The 16,514-nt window shown below is 34.1% G+C and carries 19 protein-coding genes; 12 read left to right on the forward strand and 7 right to left on the reverse strand.

Translation table 11 applies throughout. The features are described 5' to 3' along the window. The first annotated feature begins 107 nt into the window (after positions 1-107). The 4 genes from FD33_RS00790 to FD33_RS00805 are packed head-to-tail and all read left to right on the forward strand — an operon-like array spanning position 108 to position 2,880. Positions 108-983 carry a metal ABC transporter solute-binding protein, Zn/Mn family gene (locus FD33_RS00790; RefSeq protein WP_025085444.1) on the forward strand — a complete coding sequence of 292 codons (876 nt, stop codon included), beginning with the start codon at positions 108-110 and terminating at the stop codon, positions 981-983. Positions 984-1,027: 44 nt separating this feature from the next. Further along, the gene (locus tag FD33_RS00795) at positions 1,028-1,654 is read left to right on the forward strand and encodes an ATP-binding cassette domain-containing protein (RefSeq protein WP_227005305.1); all 627 of its coding nucleotides are present in this window, start codon (positions 1,028-1,030) and stop codon (positions 1,652-1,654) included. Between the two features lie 2 nt (positions 1,655-1,656). Continuing rightward, positions 1,657-2,454 carry a metal ABC transporter permease gene (locus tag FD33_RS00800; RefSeq protein ID WP_054642695.1) on the forward strand — a complete coding sequence of 266 codons (798 nt, stop codon included), beginning with the start codon at positions 1,657-1,659 and terminating at the stop codon, positions 2,452-2,454. Between the two features lie 12 nt (positions 2,455-2,466). Continuing rightward, positions 2,467-2,880, forward strand: a complete 414-nt coding sequence (locus FD33_RS00805; RefSeq protein WP_025085446.1) for a GtrA family protein — start codon at positions 2,467-2,469, stop codon at positions 2,878-2,880. A gap of 54 nt (positions 2,881-2,934) precedes the next feature. Here FD33_RS00805 and scrK read toward each other — a convergent pair whose 3' ends face one another. Next, positions 2,935-3,807, reverse strand: coding sequence for a fructokinase ScrK (scrK, locus tag FD33_RS00810; RefSeq protein WP_025085447.1), 873 nt, complete (start codon positions 3,805-3,807; stop codon positions 2,935-2,937). A 158-nt stretch (positions 3,808-3,965) separates the two neighbouring features. Then, the gene (locus FD33_RS00815; RefSeq protein ID WP_056955670.1) at positions 3,966-4,820 is read right to left on the reverse strand and encodes a helix-turn-helix domain-containing protein; all 855 of its coding nucleotides are present in this window, start codon (positions 4,818-4,820) and stop codon (positions 3,966-3,968) included. A 77-nt stretch (positions 4,821-4,897) separates the two neighbouring features. On the opposite strand from FD33_RS00815, the gene FD33_RS12570 reads away from it, so the two are divergent. The 4 genes from FD33_RS12570 to FD33_RS00830 all read left to right on the forward strand — a co-directional run bounded on the left by FD33_RS12570 (position 4,898) and on the right by FD33_RS00830 (position 6,956). Continuing rightward, positions 4,898-5,062: a hypothetical protein gene (locus tag FD33_RS12570; protein ID WP_156407814.1), complete on the forward strand. Its 165-nt coding sequence runs from the start codon at positions 4,898-4,900 to the stop codon at positions 5,060-5,062. 271 nt (positions 5,063-5,333) lie between these two features. Continuing rightward, complete coding sequence (locus FD33_RS00820; RefSeq protein WP_159102808.1) at positions 5,334-5,477, forward strand: hypothetical protein; 144 nt, start codon at positions 5,334-5,336, stop codon at positions 5,475-5,477. A gap of 80 nt (positions 5,478-5,557) precedes the next feature. After that, positions 5,558-6,769 (forward strand): MFS transporter, encoded by a 1,212-nt coding sequence (locus FD33_RS00825; protein WP_234031751.1) that lies wholly within the window; start codon positions 5,558-5,560, stop codon positions 6,767-6,769. After that, positions 6,762-6,956 (forward strand): hypothetical protein, encoded by a 195-nt coding sequence (locus tag FD33_RS00830; protein ID WP_025084818.1) that lies wholly within the window; start codon positions 6,762-6,764, stop codon positions 6,954-6,956. Before FD33_RS00825 ends, FD33_RS00830 begins: the two co-directional genes overlap by 8 nt. A gap of 74 nt (positions 6,957-7,030) precedes the next feature. Here the strand turns inward: FD33_RS00830 and FD33_RS00835 are convergent, their stop codons facing one another. After that, entirely contained in the window at positions 7,031-7,507 is a 477-nt protein-coding gene (locus FD33_RS00835) for a nucleoside deaminase (RefSeq protein ID WP_025084819.1), read from the reverse strand. A gap of 269 nt (positions 7,508-7,776) precedes the next feature. Between FD33_RS00835 and FD33_RS00840 the strand changes: the two genes are divergently transcribed. Beyond that, positions 7,777-10,182 carry an isopeptide-forming domain-containing fimbrial protein gene (locus FD33_RS00840; RefSeq protein WP_025084820.1) on the forward strand — a complete coding sequence of 802 codons (2,406 nt, stop codon included), beginning with the start codon at positions 7,777-7,779 and terminating at the stop codon, positions 10,180-10,182. Between the two features lie 47 nt (positions 10,183-10,229). On the opposite strand, the gene FD33_RS00845 is transcribed toward FD33_RS00840, so the two are convergent. The 3 genes from FD33_RS00845 to FD33_RS00855 all read right to left on the reverse strand — a co-directional run bounded on the left by FD33_RS00845 (position 10,230) and on the right by FD33_RS00855 (position 12,667). Next, positions 10,230-11,843 (reverse strand): polysaccharide biosynthesis protein, encoded by a 1,614-nt coding sequence (locus FD33_RS00845; RefSeq protein WP_025084821.1) that lies wholly within the window; start codon positions 11,841-11,843, stop codon positions 10,230-10,232. 48 nt (positions 11,844-11,891) lie between these two features. Continuing rightward, positions 11,892-12,263, reverse strand: coding sequence for a DUF1304 domain-containing protein (locus tag FD33_RS00850; protein ID WP_034543922.1), 372 nt, complete (start codon positions 12,261-12,263; stop codon positions 11,892-11,894). 92 nt (positions 12,264-12,355) lie between these two features. Continuing rightward, complete coding sequence (locus FD33_RS00855; protein WP_025084823.1) at positions 12,356-12,667, reverse strand: nucleoside triphosphate pyrophosphohydrolase; 312 nt, start codon at positions 12,665-12,667, stop codon at positions 12,356-12,358. 131 nt (positions 12,668-12,798) lie between these two features. Here FD33_RS00855 and FD33_RS00860 point away from each other — a divergent pair, with 131 nt between their 5' ends. From FD33_RS00860 to FD33_RS00870, 3 genes are all read left to right on the forward strand, one after another. Beyond that, positions 12,799-13,155, forward strand: coding sequence for a hypothetical protein (locus tag FD33_RS00860; protein ID WP_056955672.1), 357 nt, complete (start codon positions 12,799-12,801; stop codon positions 13,153-13,155). A 115-nt stretch (positions 13,156-13,270) separates the two neighbouring features. After that, positions 13,271-14,749 (forward strand): IMP dehydrogenase, encoded by a 1,479-nt coding sequence (guaB, locus tag FD33_RS00865; protein WP_025084825.1) that lies wholly within the window; start codon positions 13,271-13,273, stop codon positions 14,747-14,749. 169 nt (positions 14,750-14,918) lie between these two features. After that, positions 14,919-15,284, forward strand: a complete 366-nt coding sequence (locus FD33_RS00870; RefSeq protein WP_051564129.1) for a DUF898 family protein — start codon at positions 14,919-14,921, stop codon at positions 15,282-15,284. Positions 15,285-15,393: 109 nt separating this feature from the next. Here FD33_RS00870 and FD33_RS00875 read toward each other — a convergent pair whose 3' ends face one another. Further along, positions 15,394-16,416 carry a lipoate--protein ligase gene (locus tag FD33_RS00875; RefSeq protein ID WP_025084827.1) on the reverse strand — a complete coding sequence of 341 codons (1,023 nt, stop codon included), beginning with the start codon at positions 16,414-16,416 and terminating at the stop codon, positions 15,394-15,396. Between the last annotated feature and the right edge of the window lie 98 nt (positions 16,417-16,514).

The following is a 16,514-nucleotide window of genomic DNA, read 5'->3' on the forward strand; positions in this document are numbered from 1 at the left end:
CTTGCCTTTATAATAAGAATTAGTTATATTTTTCAGAGGTCGGGTCAAAACTATGTTTTGTTCAGGCCTCTGTTTTAGTTTGGCAATTATTTGAATAGAGGGAAAGAATGCGAAAAAGAAATTTTATTTTATTAGCTTTGTTTTCGCTATTGATAGTATTAGGGGGCTGTAGTCGTCGTGATACGTCACAAAAAATCATAACGACCACAGTTAATACTTATAAGGAACCGATACAGAGTGTTGTCGGTGATAAATATCAGGTTGAATCAATTATTAAATCAGTCAATGTTGATCCACACAGTTTTTCAGCTTCCAGCAATAATGCTAAACAAGTTGCTGATTCAAGATTGATTGTCGCTAACGGTTTGGGGTACGATGATTGGGTTGAAAAAATTGTGGCCGCTAATAGTCAAGAAGATAATATGATCGATTTTTCCCGAGACGTCTTGAAGAAACAAAATGGTGATAATGAGCATGTTTGGTTTGGAGTTAAGAATGTCCAAGAACTCAGCCGGATGGTTTACAAGCATATGGCCAAAGTTGATCCGAAAAATCGTGCGTATTATCAAGCTAATTTTAAGGAATATTATTTAAAATTGAATCGTTTAATCCAAAGAGAAAAAGCATTAAAAAAGTATACGGCTGGTAAAAAGGCTTATGTAACTGAACCGCTACCTTACTATCTCTTGAAAGATCTGGACGTGACAATTGCTAATCAACATTTTGCTAAAGCCATCGAAGAAGACACTGATCCATCTATTAAAGATGTGAAAAATATGGAAACCGGCTTGAAGAATCATAAAGTTAGTTTCTTAGTCGTTAATAAGCAGGTAACTAGTGGCATTATTACTAAGATGACCACTTTAGCAAAGAAGCATCATGTACCAATTATTTATTTCACGGAAACATTACCAAGTGATTTGGGATATTATAGTTGGATGGATCAAAATATTAGTCAGATTGAAAGGATAGTGAAGGAATAATCGTTATTAAGGCAGTCAATTTAACCAAACGTTTTGGTAAACAATTGGTTTTTCAAAATTTAAATTTTCAAATCAATGATGGCGACTTTATCAGTTTGATCGGACCGAATGGTTCTGGTAAAACGACATTGGTCAAAATGATCATGGGTTTGGAAAAGAAGTCTAGTGGTGACCTAATCGTTGATCACAAGCAAACTATCGGTTATGTACCACAATTTAGAAATATTGATATCGATTATCCTTTGAATATCGAACAATTCGTCCGTTTGAATCTCAAATTCACTTTGAGTCCCAAAAAACGTCAATCAGATAATCAGTTGATCAAAAGAATTCTTGAAAAAACGGGACTGACAGCTTTAAAAGATCGACCTTTGGGATTAGCTTCAGGTGGAGAAAAGCAAAAAGCCTATTTGGCTCAAGCACTCTTGAATGATCCTAAAGTATTGATCTTAGATGAGTCGACGGCCAGTTTGGATGTTGAAGTTAAGATGCAATTGATGGATTTAGTGGCTGAATTAAATCAAAATGAAAAACTAACTGTCATTTTCATTACACATGATTATGAATTAACTAAGAAATATACTCATCGGGCGCTCTTTTTTAGAGATCATGAATTACAAGAAGTCGATGTTAAAGATGTTTCAGAAGATATGTTTGAGATGGGAGGGTAAGCATGTTTGAATATGAATTTATGAGAGAAGCATTTATTGCTAGTACTTTCATCGCCATCACCGCTGGATTAGTTGGTGTTTTCGTTGTTTCTAGAAATATGTCTTTTCTTTCTCACACATTATCTGAAATTGGTTTTGCCGGAGCTTCTTTTGGAATTCTAGTTGGAATATCGCCCTTAGCTGGAATGATTATTTTTACATTGATCAGTTCAGTGGCAGTCGGTAGTTTGAGTAGTGAATCATCTAGACGAGAAGCGTCAATCAGTGCAATATCGTCGTTATTCATTGGTTTAGGAATTCTGTTCTTATCGCTGTCCTCAGAATCGAGTAGTTACGCTACTAACATCTTGTTTGGTAGTATTGTTGGCATCAGTTCTAAAGAGGTTAATCAATTAATGATTCTGGCGTTATTCGTCATTTTCGTCTTCATTATTTTCTATAAACCACTATCATTTGATTCATTCGATCATATTGGCGCCCGTGCTGCCGGTTTGAAAACAAGATTACTATCAGTTGCTTTCTTAGTAACTTTGGCTCTGAGCGTCAGTATTGGAGCTCAAATCGTTGGTTCATTACTAGTCTTTGTATTATTGACCTTGCCAGGAGCGACAGCCAAGTATTTAGTACATTCGGTGCCGAAATTGATTATGGTTTCAGTCGGATTGTCGTTAGCGGGAGTTTGGTTAGGTTTATACTTAGCATTTGTAACCAATTGGCCAGTAACTTTCTTTATTTCAGCTTTTGAAGTAATTGCTTACTTCTTAGGATTAAGCTATAAAAATTGGAAATTAAACCATTAAGGATCTGAATAAATGTTAAAAGAATTATGGAATAAATATAAAGATATGATTCCTTATGCTTTCTTTGGAGTCTTGACAACTTTAGTTAATATTATTACTTTCGATGTTTTATGGCACTTTTTAGGATGGAATTATCAGTTCGCAAATGTATTAGCATACTGGCTTTCCGTATTGTTTGCTTATGTAACAAATAAACTTTGGGTTTTTAATTCCCATACGGCAACTTGGAAAGACTTTTTTAAGGAAATGGTCTCATTTTTCCTTTTCAGAGCAGCTTCATGGGTAATTGATCAAAGTATTATGACTATAGGTGTTTCCTTATTGCACGGTAATGCTCTAATCGTCAAAATTCTAGATAATGTAGTTGTAATCATTTTAAATTACGTATTTAGCAAATTTATTATTTTCAGAAAAAGAAATGGATAACAAAAGGGATTGAAAACTAATCAGTTTTCAATCCCTTTTTATTTTTTATAAAAATTATTCTTGTAATTCGCGGATAGCTAAGGCGAAATCACCTAATGTAGCTGAACCGTTGTTTTTGATTACAGGCATTGTAATGTATTTCTTCAAATCTGGGACTTCAACGTAATCGTTTAGTAAGTCTTTGAATTGAGCACGAACTTTATCTAGGAATGGTTCACTAACAACACCACCACCGAAGACAATCTTGTCAGGTCTAAGAATAAGTGTAGCTTGAAGAGCTGCTTGAGCAACATAATAAGCCATAATATCCCAAACGTGATTTGTCAAAGGAACATCTTGTCCTTTGATACCTAAACGAGCTTCAAATGTAGGACCAGCAACTAATCCTTCTAGACAGTCACCGTGGAATGGACAAACACCCTTGAAATCTAGATCGTCAGGATGACGTTTTACAAGTGTGTGACCCATTTCAGGATGTCCGATACCACCAACAAATTTACCCTTATCAATGGCACCGGCACCGACACCAGTACCAACAGTGTAGTAAACTAATGAATCAATTTTTTCATTAGATAGAGTAGACATGACATACTCACCATAAGCTGAACCGTTAACGTCAGTTGTCCAGAACATTGGGATGTCAAAGGCTTCTTTCATTTTGCCAACAAAGTCAGTGTCTTTCCAGCCTGGCTTAGGTGTAGATGTGATATAACCATATTTTGGTGAGTTCTTACGTTGCTCTATAGGACCAAATGATGCAATTCCTAAAGCTTCGATATCAAATTGTTTAAAATAATCAATTGTTTTTTGTAATGTTTCTTCTGGTGTAGTTGTTGGGAAATGAACACTATCCTTGATACGGTAGTCTTCGTCACCAACAGCACAAACAAATTTTGTTCCACCTGCTTCAATACTTCCTACTAACACAATAATCTCTCCTCAACCTTAGTAATCGTTTTCAATACTAATAAGATACTATTATTTTTTTTCAACGTCAAATTTGATTAATGAAAGAATGAAAAAATATTTTTAAATAATTTGAAAATTATGAATATAAAATGACCAAAAAATACGTTTAGTATTAATTATAGATTTAAGTAATCAATGCCATTCTTCTTGAGAAACGCCAATGCTTTTTCTCCTATTAAGCGGTTGCCTATGAATTTAGCAAATGAATAGGCTTGAATCGTATATTGAATAGCCTCAGAATGTTTACCTTGTTGTTCTGCCATTTCTGAAAGTAGGTAGTAGAATGATTCAACAAAATACGAGCTGCCATTTCTTTGAGCCAAATTTAAACCAGAAGTAGTAATATCTATACATTTTTCAAGTTTGTCATTATTGGCATAGTACATTCCCAAATTATCGTAAATTAATAGAGACCAAAAGAGATTGTTATTAGTATTGTAGTTTTTAAATAATGATGCAGTTTGTTCGAAATAAAAATTAGCCTTCGTAATATCTTTTTTTTGGCTATAGGCCACACCTAATTCGCAGGTTGCAAGAATGGTAAATATGTCAGAGATGTCATCGTGAAGTAGCAATAACTGATTGAAACCAAATATTGCATCATCAGAGTTATTAGTGAGCCACATTTCAGCGTCTGTTTTTAAAAATTGATAATGAGCATGCTGGTCTTTATCGTCAGTCTGTTGAAAATCTTTTAATGAATCGATAACCTCTTGATATTTATAATTCATGCTAAAATGGTCTGCCTGCATTAAAATCTGATCATTTTCAGTAGCAATGTCGTTAATAACAACATCACTTAATTTTAAATCTAGCCGATTTAATAATTTTACTAAGATTGTACTTCCTGGAGAAGTAGAATTTCTTTCTAGGGAACTGATGGTTCCCTGTGTAGTAATATCTTTGGCTAAATCAGATTGAGATAAACCTATTTTTTTTCTAGTTTGTTTTATTTTATTTCCGTCTATCATTAAAATACCTCTAATAAAATATTTTTTTTTAAATAATATGGTGTATATATATACACTAAAGTATGGAGGGTACTATATTGAAAAAAATCTTTGTATATTTAATAACAGCTTCTATTATGCTCACTACTACTATTGGCTTAGAAGATGGAAATTTAATTAAAAGTCAGTTGAGCGTGAATCAAACTACTATTATAAATAATTCATTAAGTGCAGAATTATCTAACGATATTCCATATCATTAAGGAAGATATTATTTTTGTTTTTAAAATTAATATTATTAATAGAGAGAACAATGTTCCCTCTATTTTTCTATAGTAGGACATTATTATACTACGAAAAAGATTGAAAACCCATTATGGTTAGATTCGTATTATAAATAAATTATTTTATAGGCAATGGTGTTTTTAATATTTAATTAATTAAAAATAAATTGTAAAACATTATTTTTTAATTGAGATATATGTTTTTTTGGAGTATAACATAATTAATCAATTATTGAAGGAAATGAAAGATATGAGTGAATTGGTTAAAGAAAGAATTAAGGCTTCGAGTGATTCTAAACTTGTTGAAAGGGAAATTACTAAACAAATCTGGGAAGATTATAAAGCAGAATATAAGACAAGAATGGATGATAGATACAATAAGAAAGACAATTAAGTATTTAGTATGAAATTAACACCGAAACTTTACAAGTTTCAGTGTTTTTTGAAAATAGGGGGGGTGAATTCTTGGAACTAGTGGAATCGAATACAATGAAGCAACTGGTTAAAGCTGGAATTACGACAGTAGTTAATGATTTAGGAGCATCGATATTTAATTACGCGCTTTCTTTGAAATTATTACAAGTTACCGGATCAGCCATGGGATATGGGACAAGCTTGATCATTGGACCAGTAGTAGGTTTATTTGTTGCTCCTTGGGTAGGAAATACTGTGGATAGTTATCAGAGAAAGCATGTTGCTTTGATTGCTGAGGGTGTATTAATTTTGACTTTAATCATGTATTTTTTTGTTTTTGAATTATTCCATACTAATATTCTTATTTCAGCAATTATTGTTGTGTGTTTGAATAATATTACAGCTCGTTTTTTTACTATCTCATATTTGTCATCAACTCCACAGATTGTAACAAGTGAGCATATTCAGAAGCTTAATTCTATTGAATCTACGGCAGCCACGGTATCAAGTATTTTAGCGCCAGCAATAGCGGGTTTTCTATTTGGGATTATGGATTTTAAATGGATGATTGTCTTACAAATTATTACAGAAACGCTGACATTGATTTTAACAATAGCAACTCATTTTGATAGCAATCCTATAGATAAAACTAAAAAGAAAATTCAAAATTTAAATATTTTTAAATCACTAAATAAATATCCAATGGTACTTTTCTTTTTAATAGTAACTATGTGTCTCAATATTACTAGTACAGCTCTTGTTATAGGTATGCCTTATGTTGTCATACATATATTGAAATACTCAACGACAATTAGTGGAAATATTGAAGGAGTTTATTCTGTTGGGGCTCTTATTGGTGGAATTATTATTACAATGATCAATTTAAAGAGTACTTTTGGATTCATAAGAAGTATGTATTGGGCAACTAGTACACAATTACTTATTTTGGGATTAATGCTTTTTACTTTACCACGTTATGTTTTATTTATTTTTACATTCTTCGAATTTGTTATTGGCGTACTGGATGCCATGTCTCAACCACCAATGTTCACGTATATACAAAAGACGGTTCCAGAAAGGGATCTTGGGAAAGTTAATACTTCGATGTATACCGCCGCACAAATACTTACACCAATCGCAGTATTTATATTTAGTGTTGTATTTTCAAAAATTAATTATCAAATGATTTTCTTTATTAATGGAGTAGTTAGTTTACTTTTGACATTCCTTTTATTGGAAATTGTTGGTAAGGGGATAAATAAAAATGAATAAACCTTTTTTAATGAATTTTAATTCAACATATGAAAATCTTACTACTACAATAGAAGATATAGATTATAGGAGCCATTTGGTGGATATATTAGGATTTGATAGACTAAAAAGAAATGGAAAGCTTGATAGTATCCATAGAGGGGTAATGTCTACCGATGAAATTTCCCAAATTATAGGAACTATTTGAATGGAAAGAAATATTAATAACATTTATAAAAAAGACATTAATTCGGTTTTAAACGAATTGATGTCTTTTTTATACTAATAAATCGTATGTGATGAGTCTTCTTTGAAATTATTGAAAGCTTTGATAGTCGTATCTCTGTCATGTTGTTCAAGATTCAAAACTTTTTTATCCTTCAAACCATCGGATAAGAATTTGTAAATGAAATCGTCTCTGAAACCAATGTTCTTAGCATCTTCAGCGGTGTTTCCGTAGTAACAAGTTTTGATGTTAGACCAAATAATAGCACCTAAACACATTGGGCAAGGATAAGCATTTGTATATAATTCACAACCGGATAAATCGTGTGTTCCTAATTTTTCACAAGCTTTTCTGATGGTGGTGATTTCACCATGTGCTGAAGGATCGTGATTTGCTAAAACGTGATTGCGACCTTGTGCAATAATTTCTCCATCTTTAACAATAACAGTACCAAAGGGTCCACCAATCTGTGTTCCCACATTCTTTTGAGCCTCTTGAGCGGCTAAATCCATAAATTTTTTGTCATATGCCATAAGTAGTATCTCCTGGTTAACAATATTTTGATACTAGATTAGTATACTTCTATTTATAATTCCATAGAAATAATGATACATAATGGCATATCTTAAATTATCAAAAATGTAAAAATATTTTTGCTTGTCTTGAATAATATTTTTAAGCGTTTCCATTTATAATGAATCATAATTATTATTCTTAATTTAGATAGGTGGAGGATATGAAAACCAATAGAATACAGCAAATGATATTATGTTTACTCTTATTTCTAGTGGCTATATTTGGCGTGTCTTCAATTCGAAATGTGCAGGCTGCAGAAATAGATGACGGGATAGATAACTGGTATGCGCCGTCTAGTCAAACAACCCAAGTTGGTTTGTTACCGATGGGTGATAATTTGGATTTAGGTTATACTTTTGGATTGGCTCAAGGATATAATTCTAATTCCAGTGAGTTACCTTATTTTTTAGATGGTGGCGATGATTCAATTATTAAAGATTCAATTGCAAGTGGTAATTCAGTTCAATATTCTAAGATGGATGTCTTTTTGAAAAAAGGTGATAAATACGTTAACGCTCTTTTTCAAAATCGTGCCGGAAGTAGTATTGAAACCAATCGCAGTCTAGCCTCATCGTTGTCACCAGATTTTATGATTGTACCGTCTGATTCAACGACGACTAAAGTTACAGCAATGGAATATTCAGTTTTGCCATCACAATTTTCAGGGACAGATCCAACTAATCGGATGTCGAATAAAAAGTACTATATTGGAACCGATCAGAATGGAAATGCTGCTTATAAAATTGTTGGTGATTTGAAACGTAATAGTAAGACCTATGGAGTGTTTGATTTAAAAGTCGAATTATTGATGCGTGCTGATCCTAATAATGGTGCTGTTGTTCAAAGGGAGATGTATGTTTATAACCCAAGTTCAACGACACAGAAATTCACAACCATGTTTGCTGAGGATACGGCCTTAGGATTAATGGGAAAAACCGATCAGTCATATATTTATGATATGGGTGAAAGTCGAGGGCTGATTATTACATCCAGAGCTGATTCCTCAGATAGATATACCCTTTTAATTACTAATAAAGTTAAGGATGGATTTGATCAGTATACTGGGGTTGCGAGAGACTTACTAACTAATCCGACTAATTGGTTGGATGGTTTCAAGAATAGCAAGAATCAAATCAGTATTGATGGTTCAGGAGCTGAAAAAGACAATAATGCTTATGGAACTTCACTTTTCAAGACTAGTGATGGTTCGCCGAGAGTCGTTGATACGGCATACGCATTGAAATGGAATCCTACTACTTTGGAACCGGGACAGACAGCTCACTTTGTTTCAACTATGGGAGCAATGCCGCAATCTTCTGCTTCACCGGCTGTATCAAAAACCTATACTAATAAAACTAACTCCACAGGTAAAAATGAGGTTGGAGATCGTTTGAAATTTACGATGAAAGTAACTAATAATGGGTACGGATCAGAGTGGTCTTATGATAAATTGATCGATGAAATTCCTGAAGGATTGCAAATAGATACTTCAACAATAAAAAAATCTAATGATGGAACTAATTTTACTGCAGTTCCTGCCAGTAGTTACAATGATACGAATCGAATTTTAACTGTTATGCCAGGGTATTCTCTAGAGGATAACGATTCCGCAACGATAACTTTTGAAGCTGTCGTCGAAAGTGGTGCTGGTACGACAATTGAAAATACAGCTCAATTCTTTGGAACCGATCAAAAAGTATCTGGGGCAAGCCAGAAAAAATGTTTAGCCTCGGTTGATGTGCCGATCGAAAAATTGGCTTTCAATTATAATTTTACGCGCCAAGTTAAAAATGAAACTAATAAGGAAACAGATTACGCTAATCAAACTACGGCTAAAGTAGGAGATGTAATCAGTTATAAAACAAAATTTGAAGTTGCGAGTGATAGTACGCATCCACTAACCAGTGCCACCAATATGATCAGTAATTTACCAAATAGCTTGGGTACACCTTATGATATTACTGTTACAGGAGCCGATGGAAACAGTTATCCGCAAGGTGGTACTAATACAGGAGTTGTTAGAGAAGTAAAAGCCGGTGAGTCGGTTATTGTTGAGAACAAGGCCAAAGTTACTTCAGCGGCAGTTGGTAAAATAACGACTAACGCTACTTTGAAAGGTGGAGTTGTAGCGAATAAGGATTTGGATGATCTAATTTCTAATAACGCCGAAGTTTCGATTGAAAATGTTGATGGCATTACGTCGGTCCCACAAATGATTGATTTTGGAACACATAACTTTTCAGGTTCGAGTTTAGAGGCTAATAACGTCAAAACTGATGGTGAGTTGATTATTAATCATCCGACAGACAATCCGTTCATGATTTCCGTATCTTACGATAATACTGATCCTAATTCACAGATGAAGAATAGTGATGTAGATACTTTAAGTAACAATTTGGGAAACATTTTATTCTTCCGTCAACGCCAAACAAGTGTCACTGATTCCGGAACATGGCAACCAATTTTGGCAAACGGAACAAGGATCCAGTCAGAGAGCTTCTCAGGCGGACAAGATAATTTAGATTTATCAGAATATATCGGAGCCGGTTCTTGGAAAATAAAGATGGATAGTAATACTAAGTCAGGTAACTATAACGGTACTATAACGTGGCAAATGATCGATTCGGCTTAGAGAAACAAAAAAAGGAAAACCATTAATGGTTTTCCTTTTTGTTTTAATTAATAAATCTTAGTATCACGAATATCTTTAAGAATGTTGAGTGAACCATCTTTGTAACTGAGGAAACCATAAACTAAAATACCGAGAACTCCACAGATAGCAATCACGATGATTGCTCCAACTTTAGTGGCGTCAGAAATCACTTGAACAATTAATAAGTTGGCAACCACAACGACAACTAACATAATTACGCCATCAATGAGAATGCGAATTAACTTCTTGCCTAATTCTTTATCAACAATTGCAAATTGCTTATTGATCAATCTAAAGGCAAAATGGCTCATAATTACGAATGCAATAGTTGTTGCAACAACCGGACCATAAACACCTAGAGCCAAAGTTAGAGGTAACTGAAGCACTATTTTTAGTAGATAGGCAATTGCTAGATAGATCATTGATTTCTTCATGTGATGAGTAACCTGAAGAATATTTTCCAAAATCATGAATAGACAATAGAAGAAAGCTTCAAAACAGGAGACTATTAAAACTTTTGAACCGAGGATACTTTGATCGTAGAAGACAAAAGCAGTCCAGAGTTGGCGACTGATAGCCATCACTCCGAAAGTAGCTGGAAGGATGATAAAGACCGTGAATTGAACAATTTTACGCATGAAATTTTGAATGTATTCGTTGGAAACTTTCTTGCTGACCATAGCTGATAGAGCTGGAATAACGGAAGCAGATACGGAGATAGCTAAGGAAACAAGAACCATAATAATCTTATTAGCTTGGAATCCAAACATTGCATAGAGGTTATCAATTGTTTTTTCACTAGCATGAAGAATCAATTGATAAATCCATGTGAAAGTTGTTTGGTCAAATAATTGTAAAACGGTCATGATGGTATCAACTAACAAGAACGGAATGGCTGAACGCAACATTGAACCAAAGTTGATATCAATTGTTTCGTCTGTAGGTAAGTCATCCTTTGTTTTGATGTCGTCAATTGTTACTGAACGTCTGACTTTGACACGAATCCAAAGTAAGAAGACATAGGCTAATGTGGCACCGATAAATGAAGCAAGAGTCGATTGGTTAACAGCAGAGATATAATTACCCTTTTGCAAAATCATAATTGTATATGTGGCATAAAGCATGTAAGCAACACGGGCAATTTGTTCGATAACTTGTGAAAAGGCTGAATAAGAAATGAAGGCGTAACCTTGAATGTAACCTCTTAAAATACCTAAAGCTGGAATAATCAACATTGCGACACTCAAATATTTAATGGGCGTTACAACACGCATATCGCCGGCTGCCAAAACAATGGCAACATATTTAGCGCCGAAGAACATGATTGCAGCACAGCCAATACCGACTAAAGTCATGTAGAAACTGTACTTCTTGAAGAGTTTTTCACTTTGATCAAAACGTCCTAAGGCATTATGAGCAGCAACTTCCTTAGAAATAGCTGAAGGAATACCTGCTGTGGCGATAATCAAAAAGAGATTGTAAATGTTATAGACTTTTCCATACATGGCATTGGCAGCATTAACGGCCAACGGACCAATCCAAATATTCCAGGGAATGATGTAAACAACCGCTAGAATACGAGAAATAATTCCACTAATGGAAATCCACAGCGAACTTTTTAGTAATGAATCTTTTTTCATTTTTTTATCCATTCTTTATAAAATTACTTATATTATAGAAGCATTTGATTAACGGTAAAAGAAGAGTACGAAAACCAAAGCTATCAGAGCAGGTAGTCCTTGTAGAAAGATAATCTTTCTAGTAGCAGTCATAGCACCATAAATTGCTACAATGATGACGTAAAGCATCAATAAAATCATGATAATTTTCAAAGTTGTACCAGTGAAGAAAAGAATCATTGCAAGAATTAAGAGACCTAAAGCACCGTTATAAATTCCTTGATTTGCTAAGGCAACTTTGGCATGGTCGTTTTTAACGAAGTCCAAGGGCATATCAAAAGCCTTGGCTTGTTGTTCTGGTTTAGCAAACATCTCTAAAGCCGCAATACCAATATGTTCTAAGGCAACTAGTGCAACTAAAAATAAAGTTAAGATTTGCATTTTAATCTTCTTTCTATATTAAAAAGTATAAGTATTATATTAGCCTGTTTTAAAAAATCATACAATGGAAACAAAAAAGAAGAACCAAAAGCTTATGATTCTTCTTTAATATTTATCATAGCAAATTTTTCAGTAAATTTACCTTTTTGATTGATTTTAGCATGTCTAAGGCTATCCATTTCTTCATAAGTGATTGAAGCGTCATCGAGAATAGCACGAATAACTTCTTCCAAGTCCCCTAATTCTTCGACCAAGTTAGCGCGCGTACTAGCAGCCTTTACTTCAGTAGCTTCTTCAACTACTTTCTCACGTAAAGAGAGACGATAATCGTCATTTGAAAGTACTTCAAATTTAGAATCGTCGTTGATAATATTAGGTATTTTGTCCCGAACCAATTTTCTCATATTATAAGTTCCCCCTAAAACGTTGTGTAAAAGAATCTTACCACACAAGAAGGATAGAAGCCGAGAATTTGATAACAATAATATCATCATGATATTATTTAATTAAAATAAATATAAAAGTGTTGATTGTTATGAATATTTCAAATGTAGAGATGACGGAAATATGTGGTGGCTTGCTGTTACTAGTAATGATATTTATAATTATTTTGCTAGTGTTAAATGACTTAATTCGTAAAAGAATGGAGTTTGCTTGTAAACATGCCTTGGCCAATCGTCAAAAAATTGATGATATTGCCTTGGATGAGAAGACTTCATCCTATTTGAAGAGAAATAATGATCACGAATTACATCGACTCAATGAATATGTTTCCAAGCAAAACGACGTTATACGGTATAAATTATATTTGAAGAAACGTCGATTTGATTTTTATTTAGAAAAACAAAATTTATGGAATTATAAAGTTATAGCAATAAAAATGTATGAATGAGGCTGTCGTTATGACGATGGTCTTTTTTTATTGATTGACTATCGTAGAAAAATCGGATAACATGTTTATAAATTTTACCTATATTTAGGCAAAACAAATAATTAGGAGGAAGATCATGTCGGCATGGGATACAAAATTTGATAAAAAAGGATTCACTTTTGATGACGTCTTATTAATACCAGCAGAGAGTCATGTTTTACCAAATGAAGTAGATTTATCAGTTCAACTAGCTAAGAATATCAAGCTAAATACACCAATTTTAAGTGCAAGTATGGATACAGTTACCGAGGCACCGATGGCCATTGCAATGGCTCGTCAGGGTGGCTTGGGTGTCATTCACAAGAATATGAGTATTGAGCAACAAGCTGATGAAGTATCAAAAGTTAAGCGTTCCGAAAATGGTGTCATCATTGACCCTATTTACTTAACAGCAGATGACAAAGTTAGTGAAGCAGAAAAATTGATGAGTACATACCGCATAAGTGGTGTTCCCATTGTAACTAATACAACTGATTTGAAATTGGTTGGTATTATTACTAACAGAGATTTACGTTTCATTACTGATTTTTCAGTTAAAATCGGTACTGTAATGACGAGTGAAGAATTAATTACTGCACCAGTTGGAACATCTTTAAAAGAAGCAGAACAGATCCTCCAAGAACACAAGATTGAAAAATTACCTTTGATTGATAAAAACGGTCGTTTGGGTGGCCTTGTAACAATCAAAGATATCGAAAAAGTAAAAGAATTTCCTAATGCCGCTAAAGATCAATATGGACGTTTGTTAGTAGCCGCCGCTGTTGGTGTTACTAGTGATACTTTCGAACGTGCCGAAGCCTTACTTGATGCCGGAGCTGATGCCATTATTATTGATACAGCTCATGGTCACTCAGCCGGAGTTTTAAGAAAGATTTCTGAAATTAGAAATAAGTTCCCAGAAGCAACTCTAATCGCTGGTAATGTCGCTACAGCTGAAGGTACAAGAGCACTTTACGATGCTGGAGTAGATGTTGTTAAAGTTGGTATTGGACCTGGTTCAATTTGTACAACTAGAATCGTTGCTGGTGTCGGTGTTCCTCAATTAACAGCTGTTTATGATGCTGCAAGTGTTGCCCACGAATATGGCAAGACAATTATCGCTGACGGTGGTATCAAGTATTCAGGTGACATTGTAAAGGCTCTAGCAGGTGGTGGTAACGCCGTTATGCTTGGCTCAATGTTAGCTGGTACTGATGAAGCACCTGGTGAATTTGAAATTTATCAAGGTCGTCGTTTCAAGACTTACCGTGGAATGGGTAGCTTAGCTGCTATGTCCCATGGTTCGTCCGATCGTTACTTCCAAAGCGGTGTTAATGAGGCTAATAAATTAGTTCCCGAAGGTATTGAAGGTCGTGTTGCAGCTAAAGGTGCTGTTGGCGATGTAATTTATCAATTACTTGGTGGTTTACGTTCAGGTATGGGTTATGTTGGTGCTCATAATTTGAAAGAACTACAAGACGCTCAATTTGTCCAAATCTCAAATGCTGGTTTAAGAGAATCACATCCACATGATGTAACAATTACTAAAGAAGCACCTAATTATTCAGTTAAATAACAATTAACAGCACCTATTTAGAATGAACGTATGCATTTGCGTTTCTAAGTGGTGCTGTTTTAATTTTCTGAATTAAACAATTATTATCCAGTGTCCAAAAAAGTCAAACGAATGATTTACAATAATTAGAGGACAGACTTTTAGGATATGTTTTGTATCAGGGGGGAATATGAATAATCAAGAACAACAACCAAATACGAAACGAGTTAGATCACAAAATGTGAAATTTGGAAGATATTCGTATTTTGATGGGGGACTTTTTGAACTGATCTTGCTGAGTTTAGGTGGATTTATTATGACTGTTTTTACAATTGGTATTCTTTATCCTTGGGCGCTTTGTTTAGTTTACGGATGGAAAATTAATCATACTGTAATTGAGGGTCATCGAATGCACTTTAATGGAACTGGGTTAGAGTTATTTGGTAATTGGATCAAGTGGTTTTTATTGTCTATCATCACGATTGGAATTTACTCATTTTGGGTTAATATCAAATTGGAAGATTGGAAAGCTAAACATACAACTTTTGTAAGTTGATTTATCGTTATAACGATAAAAAGACCGGTATGACAACTATTAAAAATAGCTGTTATACTGGTCTTTTTTAGTATTTATTATTCTGTATTTAATCGTATAAGTGAATTCTTTAAGATAGTAGTAGATCAGCTAAGATTGCTGGTTCAATTTTACCTAGGTTGGCTGCTAAATCAACTTTTTCAAGAGCAGTGATTAAGCCTTTCTTAGTGAATTCGGCTCCTAAGAGAGCTTTTTCAATTAAAGTAATATCGCCGCCGGTAATGAAATCACCATAAATTTTGATATTAGAGATTTTGTTATCTTTTAAAGAGAAGTTGAAAGCAACTGTACCGATATCATAATGTTTAGAAACATAGTTAGTGAAACCAGGATTCTTACCATAATTCCAAGCATCAGTGTCGTATTTATTCTTTAAGCGAGAGTCAATAATGTTCCAATCATGTTCGTCCAAAGTGTAAGTTTCAATGTCAGAGAGCTTGTCGACGTGGTAGATTCGTTTCAACAATTCTTCTCTAAATTGATTGGCATTCATACTTCTGAAAGGTTCATCAAGATATGGTTTGATATTGGTAATACGCTTGTTAACAGATTTAACACCTTTAGATTCAAGTTTATCTTGTTCAGGTGTTAGAACCTTACTAGCAGTATCCATGTCCAAATCGAACATTAAAGTGCCACCAGCGGCGTAAGAATCACCAACTTTAAACATTGTCATACCAGAGAATTTTTTGCCATCCACAACGATATCGTTACGGCCACGCATCTCGACACCAGTAGCACCCATATCATGCAAAGCGTCGATAATTGGTTGGGCAAAGTAGGCATAATCTCCAAAATGTTCGTCGTCGCCAATGATAATATTTTCGAAAATCAGATTTCCATAATCATGGTAAACGGCGCCACCACCGGAAGTTCTACGGACAAGTTGGATTTTATTCTTCTCAAGGTAAGGGAAGTTGACTTCGGCATAAGCATTTTGATGAACACCTACGATAACCGAAGGATTATTGATATAGAGGATCAAACCATGGCCTGGTAAACGAAGATCATTTACTAAGTAATTATCCAATGATTGATTGACTATAGCATTGTAGACAGGTTTTCCATTTTTAGACGTATCGATAAAGAACATATACTCACTCCTTCTTAATTAGCTGACTACATTGTAAGCCCTTTCGAAGAATGAAGAAATAAAATTTCACAAAAAAAGCTTACCAAATTGATGGCAAG

The organism is Companilactobacillus paralimentarius DSM 13238 = JCM 10415, from assembly GCF_001434985.1.
Classification (GTDB): Bacteria; Bacillota; Bacilli; order Lactobacillales; family Lactobacillaceae; genus Companilactobacillus; species Companilactobacillus paralimentarius.